This is a genomic window from Leucobacter salsicius M1-8 (assembly GCF_000350525.1).
GTDB lineage: Bacteria > Actinomycetota > Actinomycetes > Actinomycetales > Microbacteriaceae > Leucobacter > Leucobacter salsicius.
On sequence record NZ_AOCN01000007.1, the window covers coordinates 110,051 to 124,709 of the forward strand.

The 14,659-nt window shown below is 66.6% G+C and carries 13 protein-coding genes; 3 read left to right on the plus strand and 10 right to left on the minus strand.

Annotated elements, in window-relative coordinates:
- Window positions 1–12 precede the first annotated feature (12 nt).
- Both C795_RS0101725 and C795_RS0101730 read right to left on the minus strand, forming a co-directional pair.
- A complete protein-coding gene (locus tag C795_RS0101725) occupies window positions 13–813 on the minus strand; it encodes an SDR family NAD(P)-dependent oxidoreductase (RefSeq protein ID WP_017792034.1) in 801 nt (266 codons plus the stop codon).
- Between the two features lie 45 nt (window positions 814–858).
- A complete protein-coding gene (locus C795_RS0101730; protein ID WP_017792035.1) occupies window positions 859–2,343 on the minus strand; it encodes an aldehyde dehydrogenase family protein in 1,485 nt (494 codons plus the stop codon).
- 114 nt (window positions 2,344–2,457) lie between these two features.
- Between C795_RS0101730 and C795_RS0101735 the strand changes: the two genes are divergently transcribed.
- Window positions 2,458–3,591, plus strand: a complete 1,134-nt coding sequence (locus C795_RS0101735) for a 3-isopropylmalate dehydrogenase (RefSeq protein WP_017792036.1) — start codon at window positions 2,458–2,460, stop codon at window positions 3,589–3,591.
- 348 nt (window positions 3,592–3,939) lie between these two features.
- On the opposite strand, the gene C795_RS0101740 is transcribed toward C795_RS0101735, so the two are convergent.
- From C795_RS0101740 to C795_RS0101755, 4 genes are all read right to left on the minus strand, one after another.
- On the minus strand, window positions 3,940–5,187 hold the full coding sequence (locus tag C795_RS0101740; protein ID WP_017792037.1) for an acyl-CoA dehydrogenase family protein: 1,248 nt from the start codon (window positions 5,185–5,187) through the stop codon (window positions 3,940–3,942).
- Window positions 5,184–6,566, minus strand: coding sequence for a beta-ketoacyl-[acyl-carrier-protein] synthase family protein (locus C795_RS0101745; protein WP_017792038.1), 1,383 nt, complete (start codon window positions 6,564–6,566; stop codon window positions 5,184–5,186). The genes C795_RS0101740 and C795_RS0101745 overlap by 4 nt, the downstream gene beginning before the upstream one ends.
- Window positions 6,563–8,185, minus strand: a complete 1,623-nt coding sequence (locus C795_RS0101750) for a long-chain fatty acid--CoA ligase (RefSeq protein ID WP_017792039.1) — start codon at window positions 8,183–8,185, stop codon at window positions 6,563–6,565. The genes C795_RS0101745 and C795_RS0101750 overlap by 4 nt, the downstream gene beginning before the upstream one ends.
- Before the next feature lie 122 nt (window positions 8,186–8,307).
- Complete coding sequence (locus C795_RS0101755) at window positions 8,308–8,769, minus strand: MarR family winged helix-turn-helix transcriptional regulator (protein WP_017792040.1); 462 nt, start codon at window positions 8,767–8,769, stop codon at window positions 8,308–8,310.
- A gap of 64 nt (window positions 8,770–8,833) precedes the next feature.
- Between C795_RS0101755 and C795_RS0101760 the strand changes: the two genes are divergently transcribed.
- Window positions 8,834–10,297 carry an MFS transporter gene (locus tag C795_RS0101760; protein WP_017792041.1) on the plus strand — a complete coding sequence of 488 codons (1,464 nt, stop codon included), beginning with the start codon at window positions 8,834–8,836 and terminating at the stop codon, window positions 10,295–10,297.
- 44 nt (window positions 10,298–10,341) lie between these two features.
- Here C795_RS0101760 and C795_RS0101765 read toward each other — a convergent pair whose 3' ends face one another.
- On the minus strand, window positions 10,342–10,938 hold the full coding sequence (locus tag C795_RS0101765; protein ID WP_017792042.1) for a dihydrofolate reductase family protein: 597 nt from the start codon (window positions 10,936–10,938) through the stop codon (window positions 10,342–10,344).
- A 38-nt stretch (window positions 10,939–10,976) separates the two neighbouring features.
- On the minus strand, window positions 10,977–11,678 hold the full coding sequence (locus C795_RS0101770; protein ID WP_033348835.1) for a cyclase family protein: 702 nt from the start codon (window positions 11,676–11,678) through the stop codon (window positions 10,977–10,979).
- A 49-nt stretch (window positions 11,679–11,727) separates the two neighbouring features.
- Here C795_RS0101770 and C795_RS0101775 point away from each other — a divergent pair, with 49 nt between their 5' ends.
- Window positions 11,728–12,072 (plus strand): DUF2200 domain-containing protein, encoded by a 345-nt coding sequence (locus C795_RS0101775; RefSeq protein ID WP_017792044.1) that lies wholly within the window; start codon window positions 11,728–11,730, stop codon window positions 12,070–12,072.
- Window positions 12,073–12,078: 6 nt separating this feature from the next.
- On the opposite strand, the gene C795_RS14800 is transcribed toward C795_RS0101775, so the two are convergent.
- The gene (locus C795_RS14800; protein WP_017792045.1) at window positions 12,079–12,813 is read right to left on the minus strand and encodes an HAD-IA family hydrolase; all 735 of its coding nucleotides are present in this window, start codon (window positions 12,811–12,813) and stop codon (window positions 12,079–12,081) included.
- A 93-nt stretch (window positions 12,814–12,906) separates the two neighbouring features.
- On the minus strand, window positions 12,907–14,577 hold the full coding sequence (locus C795_RS0101785) for an HNH endonuclease signature motif containing protein (RefSeq protein ID WP_198008407.1): 1,671 nt from the start codon (window positions 14,575–14,577) through the stop codon (window positions 12,907–12,909).
- Window positions 14,578–14,659: the final 82 nt, after the last annotated feature.

The window sequence follows — 14,659 nt, forward strand, 5'->3', positions numbered from 1 at the left end:
ACTGGGGTGCTGCTAGCTCGCGGGCGGCGTGTAGCGGCCGTCGATGGCGGTCCAACCGCCGTCGACGGTGAGCGTGGTGCCCGTCACAAAGGTCGACGCGTCTGACGCGAGGAAGACGACGGCCCCCGCGAGCTCGTCGGGGCGCGACCAACGGCCCAGCGCGCTCTTCGACGCGTAGGCTCCGTACCACTCGGGATTTGCGGTGATCTGCGCGGTGAGCGGGGTCTCGACGACGCCCGGCGCCACGACATTGACGCGTACGCCCGCGGCGCCGTACTCGGCCGCGCCTGTCTTCGCGAGCTGCACAAGGCCAGCCTTTGTCGCCGCGTAGACGCCCTGGCCGGGCTCAACGACCTGCGCGCGAATCGACGCGAATCCGATGATTGAGCCACCACCGTTGGCTGCAAAGCGCGTGCCGAACTTGCGGATCAGCTGGAACGAGGCCCGCAGGTTGAGGTTCACGACCCGGTCGAACTCGTCCATCGAGTAGTCCTCCATGCGCTTGCGCACATTGGTCGCCGCCGTAAACACGAGCGACGAGGCATGGCCGAAGCGCTCCACCGCGTCGTCGATCGCAGCGTCGTCGAGCACGTTCATCTCGTAGGCTTCGGCCAAGCCGCCGGTGGCTTGAATCAGCTCGGTCGTGGCCTCGGCGGCCTCGAGCGAGTAGTCGGCGATGACCACGTGCGCGCCCTGGGCAGCGAGAGCCTGGGCCGACTCGCGGCCGATGCCACTGCCCGCCCCGATCACCACGACGGTGCGATTGTCGAGGCGGAAGAGCTGGGTGTAGTCGATGGGTGCTGCGGCGTTCATGCGGGTCTCCTAGAGAGTGGTACAGATCAGTCGTGAATGCGCGCGTTAGCCGCGGGCGCGGGGCCGAATCATCGCCATGCGCGTCACCGTGAACTCTTCGATCGCGAAGCGGGGGCCCTCTCGGCCGATGCCCGAATCCTTCACTCCGCCGTAGGGCATGATGTCGGAGCGGAAGCCCGGAATCTCGTTGACCACGACGCCGCCCACTTCGAGCCGGTCGATCGCGTCGAACGCGGCCTCAAGCGATGCCGTGTAGATCGCGGCCTGCAGGCCGTAGCGCGAGTCATTCACGAGGTCGATCGCCTCGTCCACCGAATCCACCACGGTGAGGCACACGACCGGGCCGAAGATCTCCTCGCACCACACGTCGACGTCGGCGGGCACGTCTCCCAGCACCACGGGGCGCAGATTGGCGGCCTCGCCATCTCCTGGGCCCTCAGTGAGCAGTGTGGCGCCCGCGGCCAGGGCGCGATCGATCATGGCGCGGATCCGGATCCCGGATGCCTCATTGATTACGGGCGCGACGTTGGTTTCGATGTTGCGCGGGTCACCGACGACGATCTCGGTCATGCGTTCGACGAGGCGCGCGGTGAAGGCCTCAGCGATGGGGCGTTCGAGTACGACGCGCTGCACCGAGATGCAGGCCTGCCCGTTGGCGTAGAAACCGCCGCGCAGCACGGCGTCGACCGCGGCTTCGAGGTGGGCGTCGGCCGCGACGATGAAGCCGGTGTTCGAGCCGAGCTCAAGCACGGCCTTGCGGGGCGCGGCCTGCTGGGCGATGAGGTGGCCGATCTTGGCGGATCCCGTGAAGGAGACGACCTGGGCGCGTGGGTCGCGCACGAGCACCTCGCCGACCTCGGGGCCACCGTTGACGAGCTGCACCGCGGCCGCCGAGACGCCGTGGGCGGCCAGCGCTTCGCGGGTGATCGCGACGAGCTCGAGCGTCGCGAGCGGAGTGTTGGGGGCCGGCTTGATGATGACCGGGCAGCCCGCGGCGATCGCGGGCGCGAGCTTGTGGGTCGCGAGCAGCATGGGGTAGTTGAAGCCCGCGATGCCGACGACGACGCCCACGGGCTTGCGCGTGTAGTAACCGATCATGCCGCGGCCCTGCTCTTGCACGTCAAGCGGCACGGTCTCGCCGTGCATGTGCGAGACCTCTTCGGCCGTGGCCTGAAGCGTTACGATCGTGCGGTTCACCTCGACGCGGCAGTCCGCGCGGGGTTTGCCGGTTTCGAGCACGAGAAGATCTTCGAGACGCTGAGCTTCCTCGCGCACGCGGTCGTGGATCGCGACGATGATCGAGCGGCGCTCGGCGGTCGTGAGCGCCGCGACTTCCTTGCGCACGGCCTCGGCCGCGTCCATGGCGTCGCGGGAGTCGGCTGCGTTCGACACGGGGGCCTGGGCGACGACGCTGCCGTCGAACGGGAACACGATGTCGCTCGCCTCTTCGAGGGTGCGCCAGGCGTCACCGATCGGGAGCGAGCGCGCGGGTGCGAGCAGGGGCGCGAGTGAATTGTGCGCGTGTGACATGGTGTGATTCTCCCCACTGAGTGGTCTTACCATCTAACATAGATCACCACAGGGAAGTTTTCCAACAGACTCGATTGATCCGCGCCCCGCCGCGCCCGCGAAAGGATCCACCCCATGAGCACCAACTACGCCATCGCAGTTCTCCCCGGCGACGGGATCGGCCCCGAGATCATTCAGGGTGCGCTCGACGTACTCGACGCGGCCGAGGCGCGCTTCGGATTCACGACCACTCGCAACGAGGTCGCTGCGGGTGCCAACCACTACCTCGCGACCGGCGAACTGTTTGACGCGGTCGAGTCCGAATTGCGCGGCGCCGATGCCGTACTCTTCGGTTCCATGGGCGACCCCCGCGTCACCCCGGGCATCCTCGAGCGCGGCTTCATCCTCGAGATGCGCCAGCGCTTCGCACAGGCCGCGAACGTGCGCCCCGTGCGCCTCTACCCGGGCGTCCCAACACCCATCGCCGGCCTCACCCCCGAGCGCTGCGAGATGGTGATCGTGCGCGAGAACACTGAGGGCGCCTACGTCGGCCAAGGATCGACCGTGCACGGCGGCACCACGAACGCAGTCGCCATGCAGGAGTCGCTCAACACCTACGCGGGCATCGAGCGCGTCGTCGACTTCGCGTTTCGCCTCGCGGTCGGCCGCCGCAAGAAGCTGACACTGTGCCACAAGACGAACATCCTCGTCGCGGCGGGCCAGCTGTGGCAGCAGGTCGTCGCCGAGGTTGGAGCCCGCTACCCCGAGGTCGAGACCGACTACGTACACGTGGACGCCATGTGCTTCCACCTGCCACTCACGCCCGAGCGCTTCGACGTGGTCGTCACCGACAATCTGTTCGGTGACATCATCACCGACCTGGGCGCGGTCATTCAGGGCGGCCTGGGCGTTGCGACCAGCGCGAACCTGAATCTCGACGGCTCGGCCCCGAGCATGTTCGAGGCAATCCACGGTTCGGCCCCCGATATTGCGGGCACGGGTGCAGCCAACCCTGCGGGAGCGATCCTGTCGCTCGCACTGATGCTCGGACACCTGGGCGAGGGCGAGGCGGCGCGCGCCGTCGAGGCCGCGACCGTCGAGGTCATCGGCGGCATGGAGGCACTCGCGGGCCCGGGCATGGGCATGAACACTGCCGAGGTCGGGCGCCGGATCGCCGAGATCGTGCGCGCGGGCAACGCCAATGAGGCACTCGTACCCGACTCGCTGCTCGGCACCCTGGCGGCGCTGCCCGCGTCGCGCCGCGTCTAGCCCCGCAGGCGAAGCCCAGATCGGCATCACTCACTCCGGCAGATTGATAATCTCCGGATCTTCAGAGCGAAAGTCTTCCGAAGTGAGTGATGCTGCCGGGGTTCGTGAATCCGCCGGGGCTGGCGCCACGGCCATTCCGGTTTCCCACAGGCAGCAACCAGCTAAACCCCTGGTCGGATCCGCGAGCCTAGCTTTCCTCCCCAAGTAGGGCTAAGGTGACGGGTGACCGTTGACAATGGCGTCCTCGGTCCCTTTCCCTAAATTTCTGAGCCGGCCTGCTGATCCGGCTTTCTGCACTCCAATGCCCGTCGCACCGAGGCTACTTGCCCGCGACGGCCTCGATTTTCCCTAGTACTCCTCGAGCAGCGCGGTGGCGTACATCGGCCGTGCAGCATCGGCGCTCGGTGGGTGGAACAGGCTCGCGGTCGCGTCGCGGTAGACGCGTCCCATTTCGTTGCGATTGCCGAAGCCGGATCCGCCCGTGCACACGAGCCCTACCTCGGCGCACTGCCGTGCCGCGTCGCCCGCAGAGATGCGCGCTGCTACAAGCAAGAGCGGCCAACGCGCCCCGTGGTCATTGAGCTCATCGAGGTCGCGGGCACACATCTCCAGCTGTGCGGGCACCGCCAGGAACGCGCGATGGGCGTCAGCCAAGCGTGCGCGCAATTCAGGGTTCTCAGCAAGCGTCGTGCCGCTCTTGGCCGAGCGGCGCAAGTGGAGACCTTCGGCCCCGAGCTCGAGGGCACGCCACGCCACGCCAGCGTAGACCGAGCCGACGAGCAGCTGGAAGCAGCTCGTGATGGCGAACACGAGGAGGTCGGGCGTGCGCCCAGGCGCTAGCGTACGAGCTACGCGTTCGGGTCGCACGCGCACACCGTTCAACCGAGTGGTGCGGCTGTGGGAGGCGCGCATGCCGAGCACGTCCCAGTCGGCTCCGACGACGACGGTCCCGTCGTGCGTCGCGATTTCGGCAAGCTCCGAGCCGTCTCCAGTCGGCGGCTGAACGGCGCTCGAGGGCCGCTCCACGAAGCCGTAGACCAACTGTTCGCGATCCGGATCGCTCGCATCCAGTCCGTGCACAATGAGTCGCGTCCACACCGGAGACAGTGACGTGAAGATCTTGGTGCCCGTGAACAGGTAGCCGCCGTCGGCCTGCGGTTCGGCGCGCGTGCGCGATCCCTGCAATACCCAGTCATTGGCGGGCTCGCTGATGCCAAAGGCGAAGATTTCGCCCGCCTGGGCCTCCTCGAGCACGTAGTCGAGGGAGTTGTCGCCGCGATCCCGCATGACTCGCACGACGCCCGTGCACACCAGGTGCATGTTGATAGCGAGGGCGGTGGCCGGGGCCGCGGTCGCCAGGCGCTGTTGCAGGCGCGACACCTCCGCCAGGCTCAGGCCCGGGCCACCGAACTCGGCCGGAACGAGACAGGCGAGGTATCCCTGCGAGCGCAGATCCTCAATGTCCTCGGCACAGAACTGGTTGTCGCGGTCATACGCGTGAGCGCGATCGCGGAAGCGCGCGAGCAGCCAGTTCGGCAGAAACTGCTCTTCGAGCTGGGCCTGTCGTGCTTCACGGTGCTGTGGTTTCGCGGTCATGCTGAGTTCTCCTTCGCGGCACGGTGCTTCTCAGAAACACGGCGCACTTCAATGCCGTTGTGTCCTTTAGCCATACTGTCCTCACGCCACTCACGCAGCAGCACGGCCCCGTTGTGCCCGCCGAACCCGAACGAGGTCGAGAGCACGGTCGGTCGCTCGTGCGCTTCCGCGAGCGCACGAGCTTGCCCGCTCACGAAGTTCCAGCCGGGCTCCGCGGGGGTATCGAGGTTGATGGTGGGAGGCATTGCGCCGTCGCGCAGCACCATCACCGAAATGAGCGCTTCGACGACGCCGGCCGCGCCGAGCAGGTGTCCCGTGCTCGACTTTGTGGCACTAATTGGGATCTCTCGCGCACGCTCCCCGAGCGCGGCTTCGAACGCGCGCAGTTCGGCTGCGTCTCCGGCGGGGGTACCGGTGCCGTGGGCGTTGATGTGGTCAATGTCTACCGGAGCAACCTCGGCATCGGCGAGGCACGCCGCGATGGCCTGCGCCGCTCCCCGCCCTTCGGGGTGCGGGGCGGTTGGATGATGCGCGTCGCTCGAGGCGCCGAACCCGGCGAGCTCGGCAAGCACGCGCGCCCCGCGTTGGCGCGCACTCGAGGCCGATTCGACAAGGATCGCGGCCGCGCCCTGGCTCATCACGAAGCCCGCGCGGTCCCGGTCAAACGGGCGCGACGCGGCAGCGGGCCTATCTTCAAAACCTGCGGCGAGCGCCCGCAGGTTCGCGTTCGACGCCAGGTTCACGGGGTTGAGGCAGTCCTCCATCCCCACGACGAGCACGGCGTCGGCGTAGCCGTGGCGAATGCGCCGCAGCGCCTCTCCCAGACCGATCGCTCCGCTCGCGCACGTCGCAGAAACCCCCTGCGCGGGTCCCTGAAATCCATACCGCTGGCTGATGAGCGCCGCGGCCGAGTCGGGGGCTCCGTGCATGGAAAGAGTGAGCGGAACGGCCCGCGGGCCGCTGGCATCGAGCGCCCGGGTCGCTGCCTGTATCGCGTCAATGGGGCCGGATCCGGTGGCCGCAATCACCGCGATCCGCTGCAGGTCGAGGTTCGAGGCAGTACCGAATTCAGCGGGCACCCCTTCAGCTTGCTCAAGTGGCTGCGCAATACCTGCTTGGGTGAGCGCCTCGTCTGCGGCTGCAATAGCCCACTGTTGCACTGGACTGATGCGGCGAGCGAGCTGCGCGCCAACCTGCGATGCACCGTCAAAGCCTCGGATCTGCCCGCCGATGCGCACGGCAAGATCGGCGAACTGTGCGCCATCAAGTTCGGTGATGGCACTATGCCCCTCGCGCACCGCTGACCACAGGGATTCGGCGCTCTGGCCGCTCGGAGTGATGGCGCCGAGGCCGGTGATGACCACCCGCTCGCCGTTCACAGCCGCTCCGCAATTTCGGAGCTAGCGAGCTCAGTCACTTCACCGCGCCGGATCTTGCCACCCACCGTGCGCGGAAGCCGCTCCACCCGAAACCACCTGGTGGGCACGAATTGTGGCGCGAGCAGCGACTCTGCACGCGCACGCAGGGCGTCTCGCCCGGGAGCATCTCCCGATTCGCCTTCCATCACGAGCCCGATGACGCTGCCCAGCTTCGGGTGCGGCAGCGCAATCGCGCACACATTTGCGTAGCCTACGAAGGCGCGCTCCACCTCCAGCAGGGACACCTTGTGTCCGCCCGTGATGGCGATGTCGCCGGCGCGGCCCAGGAGTTCGAGTTGCCCGTCGACCATGCGGGCCTGATCGTGCACGGTCGCCCAGCCGTCTGCGCCCACCAGACGCTCCGTCGTGGTGCCCGCGACGTATCCGTCAGAGCAGGCCTCAGCGAGAATCCAGAGCGTCCCCGGCTCACCCTCCGGAAGCTCGGTGCCAGACTGCATAGCACCGGCCTGGGCAGCACCAGCCTGCACACCACCAGCTTCACGCACGCTCGCGCGAACCCCGTCATAGACCTGCACCCGTGTGCCGTCGCCCCCGCGGCTATCGCCGATGAACCCGATCTCGGCCGCACCGTAGTAACTGATCAGCCGAACCGAGGGGAGCTCACTCGCAAGCGCTTCCCGAATGCTCGCGGGCAGATTGGCACCCCCGGTCACCACGAGGTCGAGCCCCGAGAACGCCTCGGGAGTGCGCCTCGCAGCGGCAGCAATCCCCTGCACAACCGCGGGCACCGCGACGACGCGGGTAATCCCCTCACGCGCGACCCGAGCAGCTACCCCAAAAGCGTCGAACTGGTCGGCCAGGTGCACACTGCCCGCAGTCGCCAGACACTCAATCACTGCGTAGAGCGTCAAGCTGTACGAGACCGGCCCGGGAGCCAGCGTCGCGGCACCGGGCAGTGGCTCGAGGTGCGCCGTCGAAATCGCGAGATTCGCGCGGTATTGCGCCCGCGTCTTGATAAACGCCTTGGGATTGCTCGTGGTGCCCGAAGAGAAGAGCAGCAAAAATGCCTCGTCACCTGCGCGCACCTGGGGCTGAGCCAGCTGCTCACGCGGCGGAAGTGCCTCAACCGCGAACCGCGGCTCCGGATCCGCGCGCCCCACGAGCGCCTCGAAGTCTCGGGGCGTGATCACGGTGCCGCCCCAACCGCGCCGAATCAGCGCGGGGGAAAGCGCTGCGTCGTCGGAGATCACCACGCCAATACCCGTGGTGAGAATCACCTCAATACGATGGTCGATCGGCCAGCGTGGGTCGATGACTGCCGACACCGCACGAAACCCCGCAAGCCCGGCGACCACGCGAGCTGCGAGAAACGCCGACTCGACGCTCACCGCGGTGATCGGGATGCCGCCGGTTTCGGGGGCGGGGCAAGGCGGAAGAGACTGAGCCTGGTGGAGCTCGTCTACCGTGGCAAACACGCGAAGCGAGTCAGCAACCAACTTGGCGTATGTCAGGCGCTCGCGTTCCGCGCCCGCGGGTGCCGCGCTCCCACCCGATCCGGCAATTGCGACGCGATCGGGATGCCGGGCTGCCGCCTCGAGAATTGCCCCCGTGATCGGCATGCTCCACCTCCCAGTGCTTGTCGATGCCCCTCTGAGGGGCCTGCGCCCAGTCTAGAGAAGACCACCGTCAAGACGAGTGCCGACAAGCGTGTTCGCGCATGGAGGCTATTCAGCTCGCGGGTCTACTCAGCGCGCGGCCAGGGCTGCACATAGCGGCGTTCGATGGACTCGTTGAGGTGCCGCAGCACCCGGGCCAGATCACCGAGTTCCTCGTCGCTCCAGTCGTTGATTGTGCGGGCGAGGGCAGCGCGGCTCTGGTTCTGTTCAAACTCGAGCGTCATCTGCCCCGAGAACGTCAGCTTAAAGACTCGAGCGATGCCGCCCGCGGGGTCGGCCACGCGCTCGACGTATCCGTCCCGCACAAGCCCAGCCGTCTGCCGGTTCAGGGTCGATGCGTCCAGGCCAGTTACGTCTGACAGCGTGCCAATTGAGGCGGGGCCACCCGCGGCAATCAAGCTCAACAGCGTGTACGCGCTGCCCTCGAGCACCGGGTCATCGCCACGAGCACGCCCCACTGCACTCGTAATGTGCCGCGCAAATGCGAGCGTCTCAAATTCGATGGCCGCAATGAGGTCGGAGGTCATGCCGCCAGAGTAGCAAAATGAGCGTGAAAATGTGCATCTTGCATCCGATGTGTATGATGCATAAGTGATCCGAACTTCGCGCGACTCTCGCGCTGCCTTTCAGCCCTCGCCCGGTCTCATCGTCGCGGTGCTCGCCGCTGCCGGGATTCTGGTGTCGCTCGCGCAGACCCTCATCGTGCCCCTGATTGGCGAGCTGCCGAGCATGTTCGACACCTCGGCCGCCAATGCCTCCTGGATCATCACGTCGACGCTGCTCGCGGGAGCCGTCTCCACGCCAATCACCGGCCGTCTCGCCGATCTCTACGGCAAGAAGCTCATGCTGCTCGTGGCTATCGCTGCATTCGTCGCCGGATCAATCGCTTGCGCCCTCGCCGACTCGCTCGGAGTCATGGTGTTGGGACGCACCCTGCAGGGCGTCGCGAGCGGCATGGTGCCGCTCGGCATCTCGATCCTGCACGAACTCCTGCCCCGCGAGAAGGCCGGGGCGGCGATCGCGCTCATGAGTTCCTCCATGGGCATCGGCGGCGCCCTGGGCCTGCCGATCGCGGCGGGAGTAGCGCAGTTCGCCGACTGGCGGATGCTGTTTTGGGGCGTGGGCATCGCCGCTCTCATCGTGGGCACCGCGATCGCGGTCGTCATTCGGCCGCGGCCACAGGGCCGTACGGGCGCGAGCTTCGATGTTGTGGGGGCGATTGGGCTGGCGATCGGACTCGTCGCGCTGCTGCTCGGTATTTCCAAGGGCAGCGAGTGGGGCTGGGCGAGCCCACTCACGCTGGGATCGTTCGGTATCGCGATCGCGGTTCTTGGGCTGTGGGGCTGGTACGAACTGCGCCTGCGCCACCCGCTCATCAGTCTGCGCACGGCCATCATTCCGACCGTGTTGTACACAAACCTCGCATCGATCATGTTTGGTTTTGTGATGTACGCGATGAACCTCGTCGTGCCACAGGTCATGCAGCTGCCGGTCACGCTCGGTTATGGTCTGGGACAGCCGATGGTGATCATGGGATTGTGGATGATGCCGATCGGAATCGGCATGATGGCCGTCGCGAAGATGGGCGCGGAGATTAGCCGCACCCGCGGGCCGCGAGTCACGCTGATGCTCGCTGGCATCGTGATCGCGGTGGGCTACGGCGTGATCGCTCTGGTCCTCGGCACTTTGGGCAACCGCGCACCGGGAGAGGCGCCGGCCTCGCTTATCCTGACCACGATCGTGCTGTTGACAATTGGTAGCGCGGTTTCGGGCTGCGGCATCGGTTTCGCGTTTGGTGCGATGCCGGCGCTCGTCATGGGTTCGGTGCCCGCGGCGGAGGTCGCCGCGGCAAACGGGTTTAATGCCCTCATGCGCTCGCTCGGCACCACCAGCGCAGCCGCCATCGTGGGAGTGATCCTCGCATCGATGATGCACGACGTGGGTGGGACACTCGTGCCGACGCTCGACGGGTTCCTGGTGTCGCTCGCCGTCGCGGTCGGGGCAGCCCTCGCGGGCACCGCCCTCGCGGCCGCGATTCCCCGCGGGCGTAAGTAACGCGAGTAGCGCAAGGCCGCCAGAAGTCTTCGACCCCTGGGTATCTAGTCGCGAATCACCCCGTACTCCAGGCGTGCGAACTGCCCCACCGCGCGGGCGCTCTCGAGCCGCAGCTTGGCCGGATCAATGCGCCGCGGTAGAAGCGGCGCGCCACCGGGCAGCGTTGCCGGGGCTACCGACACCGCGATGCGGTCGAGCACCCCGGCGTCGTAGAACTGCCCTGCGAGGTCTCCCCCTCCGACGATCCAGACCTGGGGTACGGGTGAGCCAGCGACAGCCGGCTCACCCGCCGCCGCTTCCGCAGCCGCCGCGCAGATTTCGGGCAGTGCGTCGGCCACCGACCCACGCAGCAGCCGCACGTCCGCGCCCTCGGGTACCGGAAGGTCGCGCGAGGAGAACACGAACGTGATCTTGTCGCCGTACAGTTCGCCCCAGCGTTTGGGGTTTTCGAGCAGTTGTTCCTGCTTCAGCACCCACTCATAGGTGTGCGATCCTTCGACCAGCACCCGGGCCTTCGAGGGGTACAGCTCGTCGGTCGGAGCGTCGCCGCCCTCGACGGCAAAGAGCCAGTCCAGGCTGTGGTTCTTGTCAGCGAGGAATCCATTGAGCGTAGTGGCGGTGTCAAAAATGAATAGGACCATGCGGGCAGGCTACAACCCACCCCCGACATGTCATTCAGCTAGCGCATCAGATCACTGCCGGGCCGCCAGGCCACGGCACGCACGGGGGCGCCGTCGCCGGTGAGTGGCAGCGGAAAGAAGCCGACCCGTGCGAGCGCACCGAGTTGTTCGAGGCCGCGCAGGTTCTCCACGATGAGCCCATCACCGCCCAACACGACGTCGTGCACGGGAAACACTCCGGGCGCCGCTTCTTTGCCAAGCCCCAAACCCGCTCCTCCGCCCGCCACTTCGGCAGCGGTGCGATCCGGACTCAGCGTATCGACCCCCAGCACGCGCATGCCGCGATGCCAGAGCGCCTGAGCCGCATCGCGGTCGAGGAACGGATGGTCGAAAGCAAGGTCGGTATCGAAGTGTCGATCCCAGCCGGTGTGAATCAGCACGATGCGCGGCACCGCGACGAACTGTTCGAGCTCAGCCTCGAGCATCGCGGCATCGATGCGAGTGCCGGGCCCGACACGGTCTTCGAGGTGCAGCACGAGCGCGTCGCCGACGAGTTCGTCGAGGGCCACCTCGTCGATGCTCCGGCCGCCCTCGACCGAGTGCGAGGGCGCATCGATGTGGGTGCCGGAGTGCGACCCCAGGCTCACCGCCATCACTTCCGCACCATCAGCATCGAGCGAGAGGGACTGCACGCATCGCACCCCGGGGTCGCCCGGATACACAGTCATGCCTGTACGAATCGAGTGACTCAGATCGATCATGCTGGCAGTGTAACTGGGCGCGGGCGGCGGGCGGGGATACACTCGCGGCATGCACCGAATCTTTGAGACAAGCTTCGCGTCGGTCTATCCGCTCTACCTCGCCAAGGTCGAGCGGAAGGGGCGCACGAAGGACGAGCTTGATACTGTCATCGGCTGGCTGACCGGGTACTCCGCGGCGGAGCTTGAAGATCAGATCGCCCGCGAGACAACATTTCGCGAGTTCTTTGCTTCGGCCCGGCTAAATAAGGCGGCCTCACTCATCACCGGGTCGGTGTGCGGTGTGAAGGTACAGGAGGTCGAGGACCCCCTCATGAAGCAGATTCGTCTACTCGACAAGGTGGTCGATGAGCTGGCCAAGGGCAAGGCGCTCGAAAAGATCCTGCGCACGCTGTAGCGCGGGTTAGCGGGTGCGCACCCTGATTCGATCCGGATCGAGCACAAACTCACACGCGTCCAGGTCGCCCACCACCGCGAACTGTGCCGCGGATTTGGCACCGGTGCCGCTGTGATCGTTGCTTCGGTTGCTGTGACCCAGCATCGCCGCAAAGAAAGTCGCCGCCGATTGGAGTTCGGGCTCGGAGTGCGAGGTCGCGACCGCGAGCACATGGCCGCCCGCAGCAAGACCCGCGCCGATCCCTGCGGGGGCGTCCTCGATGACCAGGCAATCGGCCGGATCGACGCCGAGCTCTCGTGCGGCCATGCGGTAGCCCGCGGGGTCGGGCTTACCGCGGGGAACATCTTCGGCGGCGATGAACACCGGGGGCACGGGGAGGCCTGTGGCCCGAAGCCGCGGTTCCATGATTGAGCGGCCGCCCGAGGTAACGGCGGCCCAGCGTGGATGTGTCTCACGCGCGAGTTGTTCGAGGAGTGCGCGGGTGCCGGGAAGCGCGACCTCGCTACCAGCGTACTCAAGTTCGAGCGCATCGAGTTCGGCGAGCGCTCGCGGAATCTCTTCCTGCGGCAAGAGCTCTGCGAGGGTGTCTTCGCTGCGTCGTCCGTGGCAGGTCAACAGGATAGGTTCGGGGTCCAGGCCCCGGGTGGCGGCCCAGGCCCGCCACACTCGCTCGACGGTGTCGATCGAAGCCACCAGGGTTCCATCGATGTCAAAAAGCAGCGCTGCCACGTCGATTCGCATGCAATCAGCCTACGGTGAGAGCAACTGGTTCGGCGAAGGATCTGGACAACGGTGCTGACCTTGTTCCCGCGGGCTGCTGGGTGGTTTGGGTGATTAAAACGGGGCTGTCCCCTCACCGCCCTGGCGTTTGTCATTACCCCGATCCCTGCTGCTATCGCGGGCCTTACTGTCGCTCCGCGCTTTCAACGGCGGGAAGTCCCTGCCCCACGGTGTTTCACGTTCGGTTCCCGATCCGTGCCCGGGTGCGGGAGGCGCAGCTGTCCCCTCGCCCTCGTCCACCGCTCGAAATCGCACGTTACTCTCAGGCCGGTCGACAAAGGTGCGCCCGGTCGGACTGACCCAGCTGAATACGCCGTTCTGGTCTTGCGTCACCGTCCACGGGGTCGCGTGTTTCAACGTGTGGTGTCGACGACACAAATGCCCCAGATTGTCACTGCTTGTGGGCCCTCCCCACGCCGCATCGATCGTGTGGTCAATATCGCACCAGGCCAGCGACGCCCGACAGCCCGGGAACCGGCAGTGGAGGTCTCTCGCACCAAGGAATCTGCGTTGCGCGGCCGAGGGCCGATACGTGTCGACCGTGAGCACGGTCCCGGTATCAGCGTCCACGGATACTTTCTCCCAGCAGGTCGCATGCGCCGCAATATCGGTGGCGTCTTCGTCGCCGATCGGGCCATACCCCTCCAACGTCGCGACATCAGCACCTGTGCCACTGGTTCCTGCGATGAGGTCCAGCTCGTCAGCGTCCAAGAACCCACTAAACGGCTCGTCGAACTCGTTCTTGCTGGCGCGAAATCCCCCACCAACACCCTGCCTGATGCGGCGCACCGGAACGATCACTTGCACCCGCGCCCTCACATTACTGCCGGGCGCACCATTGGTGCGCAGCTGGTCGAAGTCGCTGGTGAGGAGCATGTCGGTCAAGAGGTCGGCGCGCAGCTGGTCAGCCGTCCGGTTATCGGCCGGAAAGTTATCGGGAGGGCGGTTGTCGGCGGAGCGGGTATCAGCCACATCGAACGTTTGCTGGCAGACCCCAGCCGCAGCCGCAGCTTTCTCGGCGCTCTGTCGCTCATCCAACGCGAGACGCGCCATCTGGTCTAAGCGGTCCTTAATCCCGTACGCATACGGGGCCGGCAGGTATGCCGTCAGATCGGCCATCCCGTCCTCGCGCTCCACCACGAACACCCGCCGCAACGCGCGCGCCCGCTCACACCGCTCCTCACGCCCTTCACCCGAATGCTCCTCGGCCAACTGCTTCGCGACCGGCCGCAACCGGCCCACCGACTCCCCTGCTGCGAACTCGAGCACCCGTGCCTCATACGCCCCGCGCGCTGCCTCGTCATCGATGATCTCGCCCGCATCAACAATCGCGTTCGCGTGCGCCCCCGACAGGTTTCCCCGGGTAAGCGCCCGGTAGACCGCCGGATACTGCTCCACGAGCTCGGTGGCACGCCCCATTTTCAGCGCGATCGTTCGATCCGACTCGTGTACCGCCGCACCGATCTCGGTCTGCACGGCACGGTACGCCATATTGAGGGCACTGTCCGTCGGCTTCCCGCCAGCACCCGCCGCCGCACCAGCCCCCGCAGACACAGACGCAGACGCAGACGCCATCTGCCTGGCCATCATGTCACCGGCCTGCAACAGCATCGCTTCCGCCGCCTCCAACGCATGCATTTGCGCACGCACCGCAACAATTCCCGCCACCACCGAATCGAGCACCGCGAGGAGCTCGGCAGGTGGATTCAACGGTGAATGTCTCATGTGAATAGTGTCCCCGGGACCACTGACATGGGACGATCGGCTTGTAGTTGACAGCCGACGCCGCTTCCACTTAACTGTCACC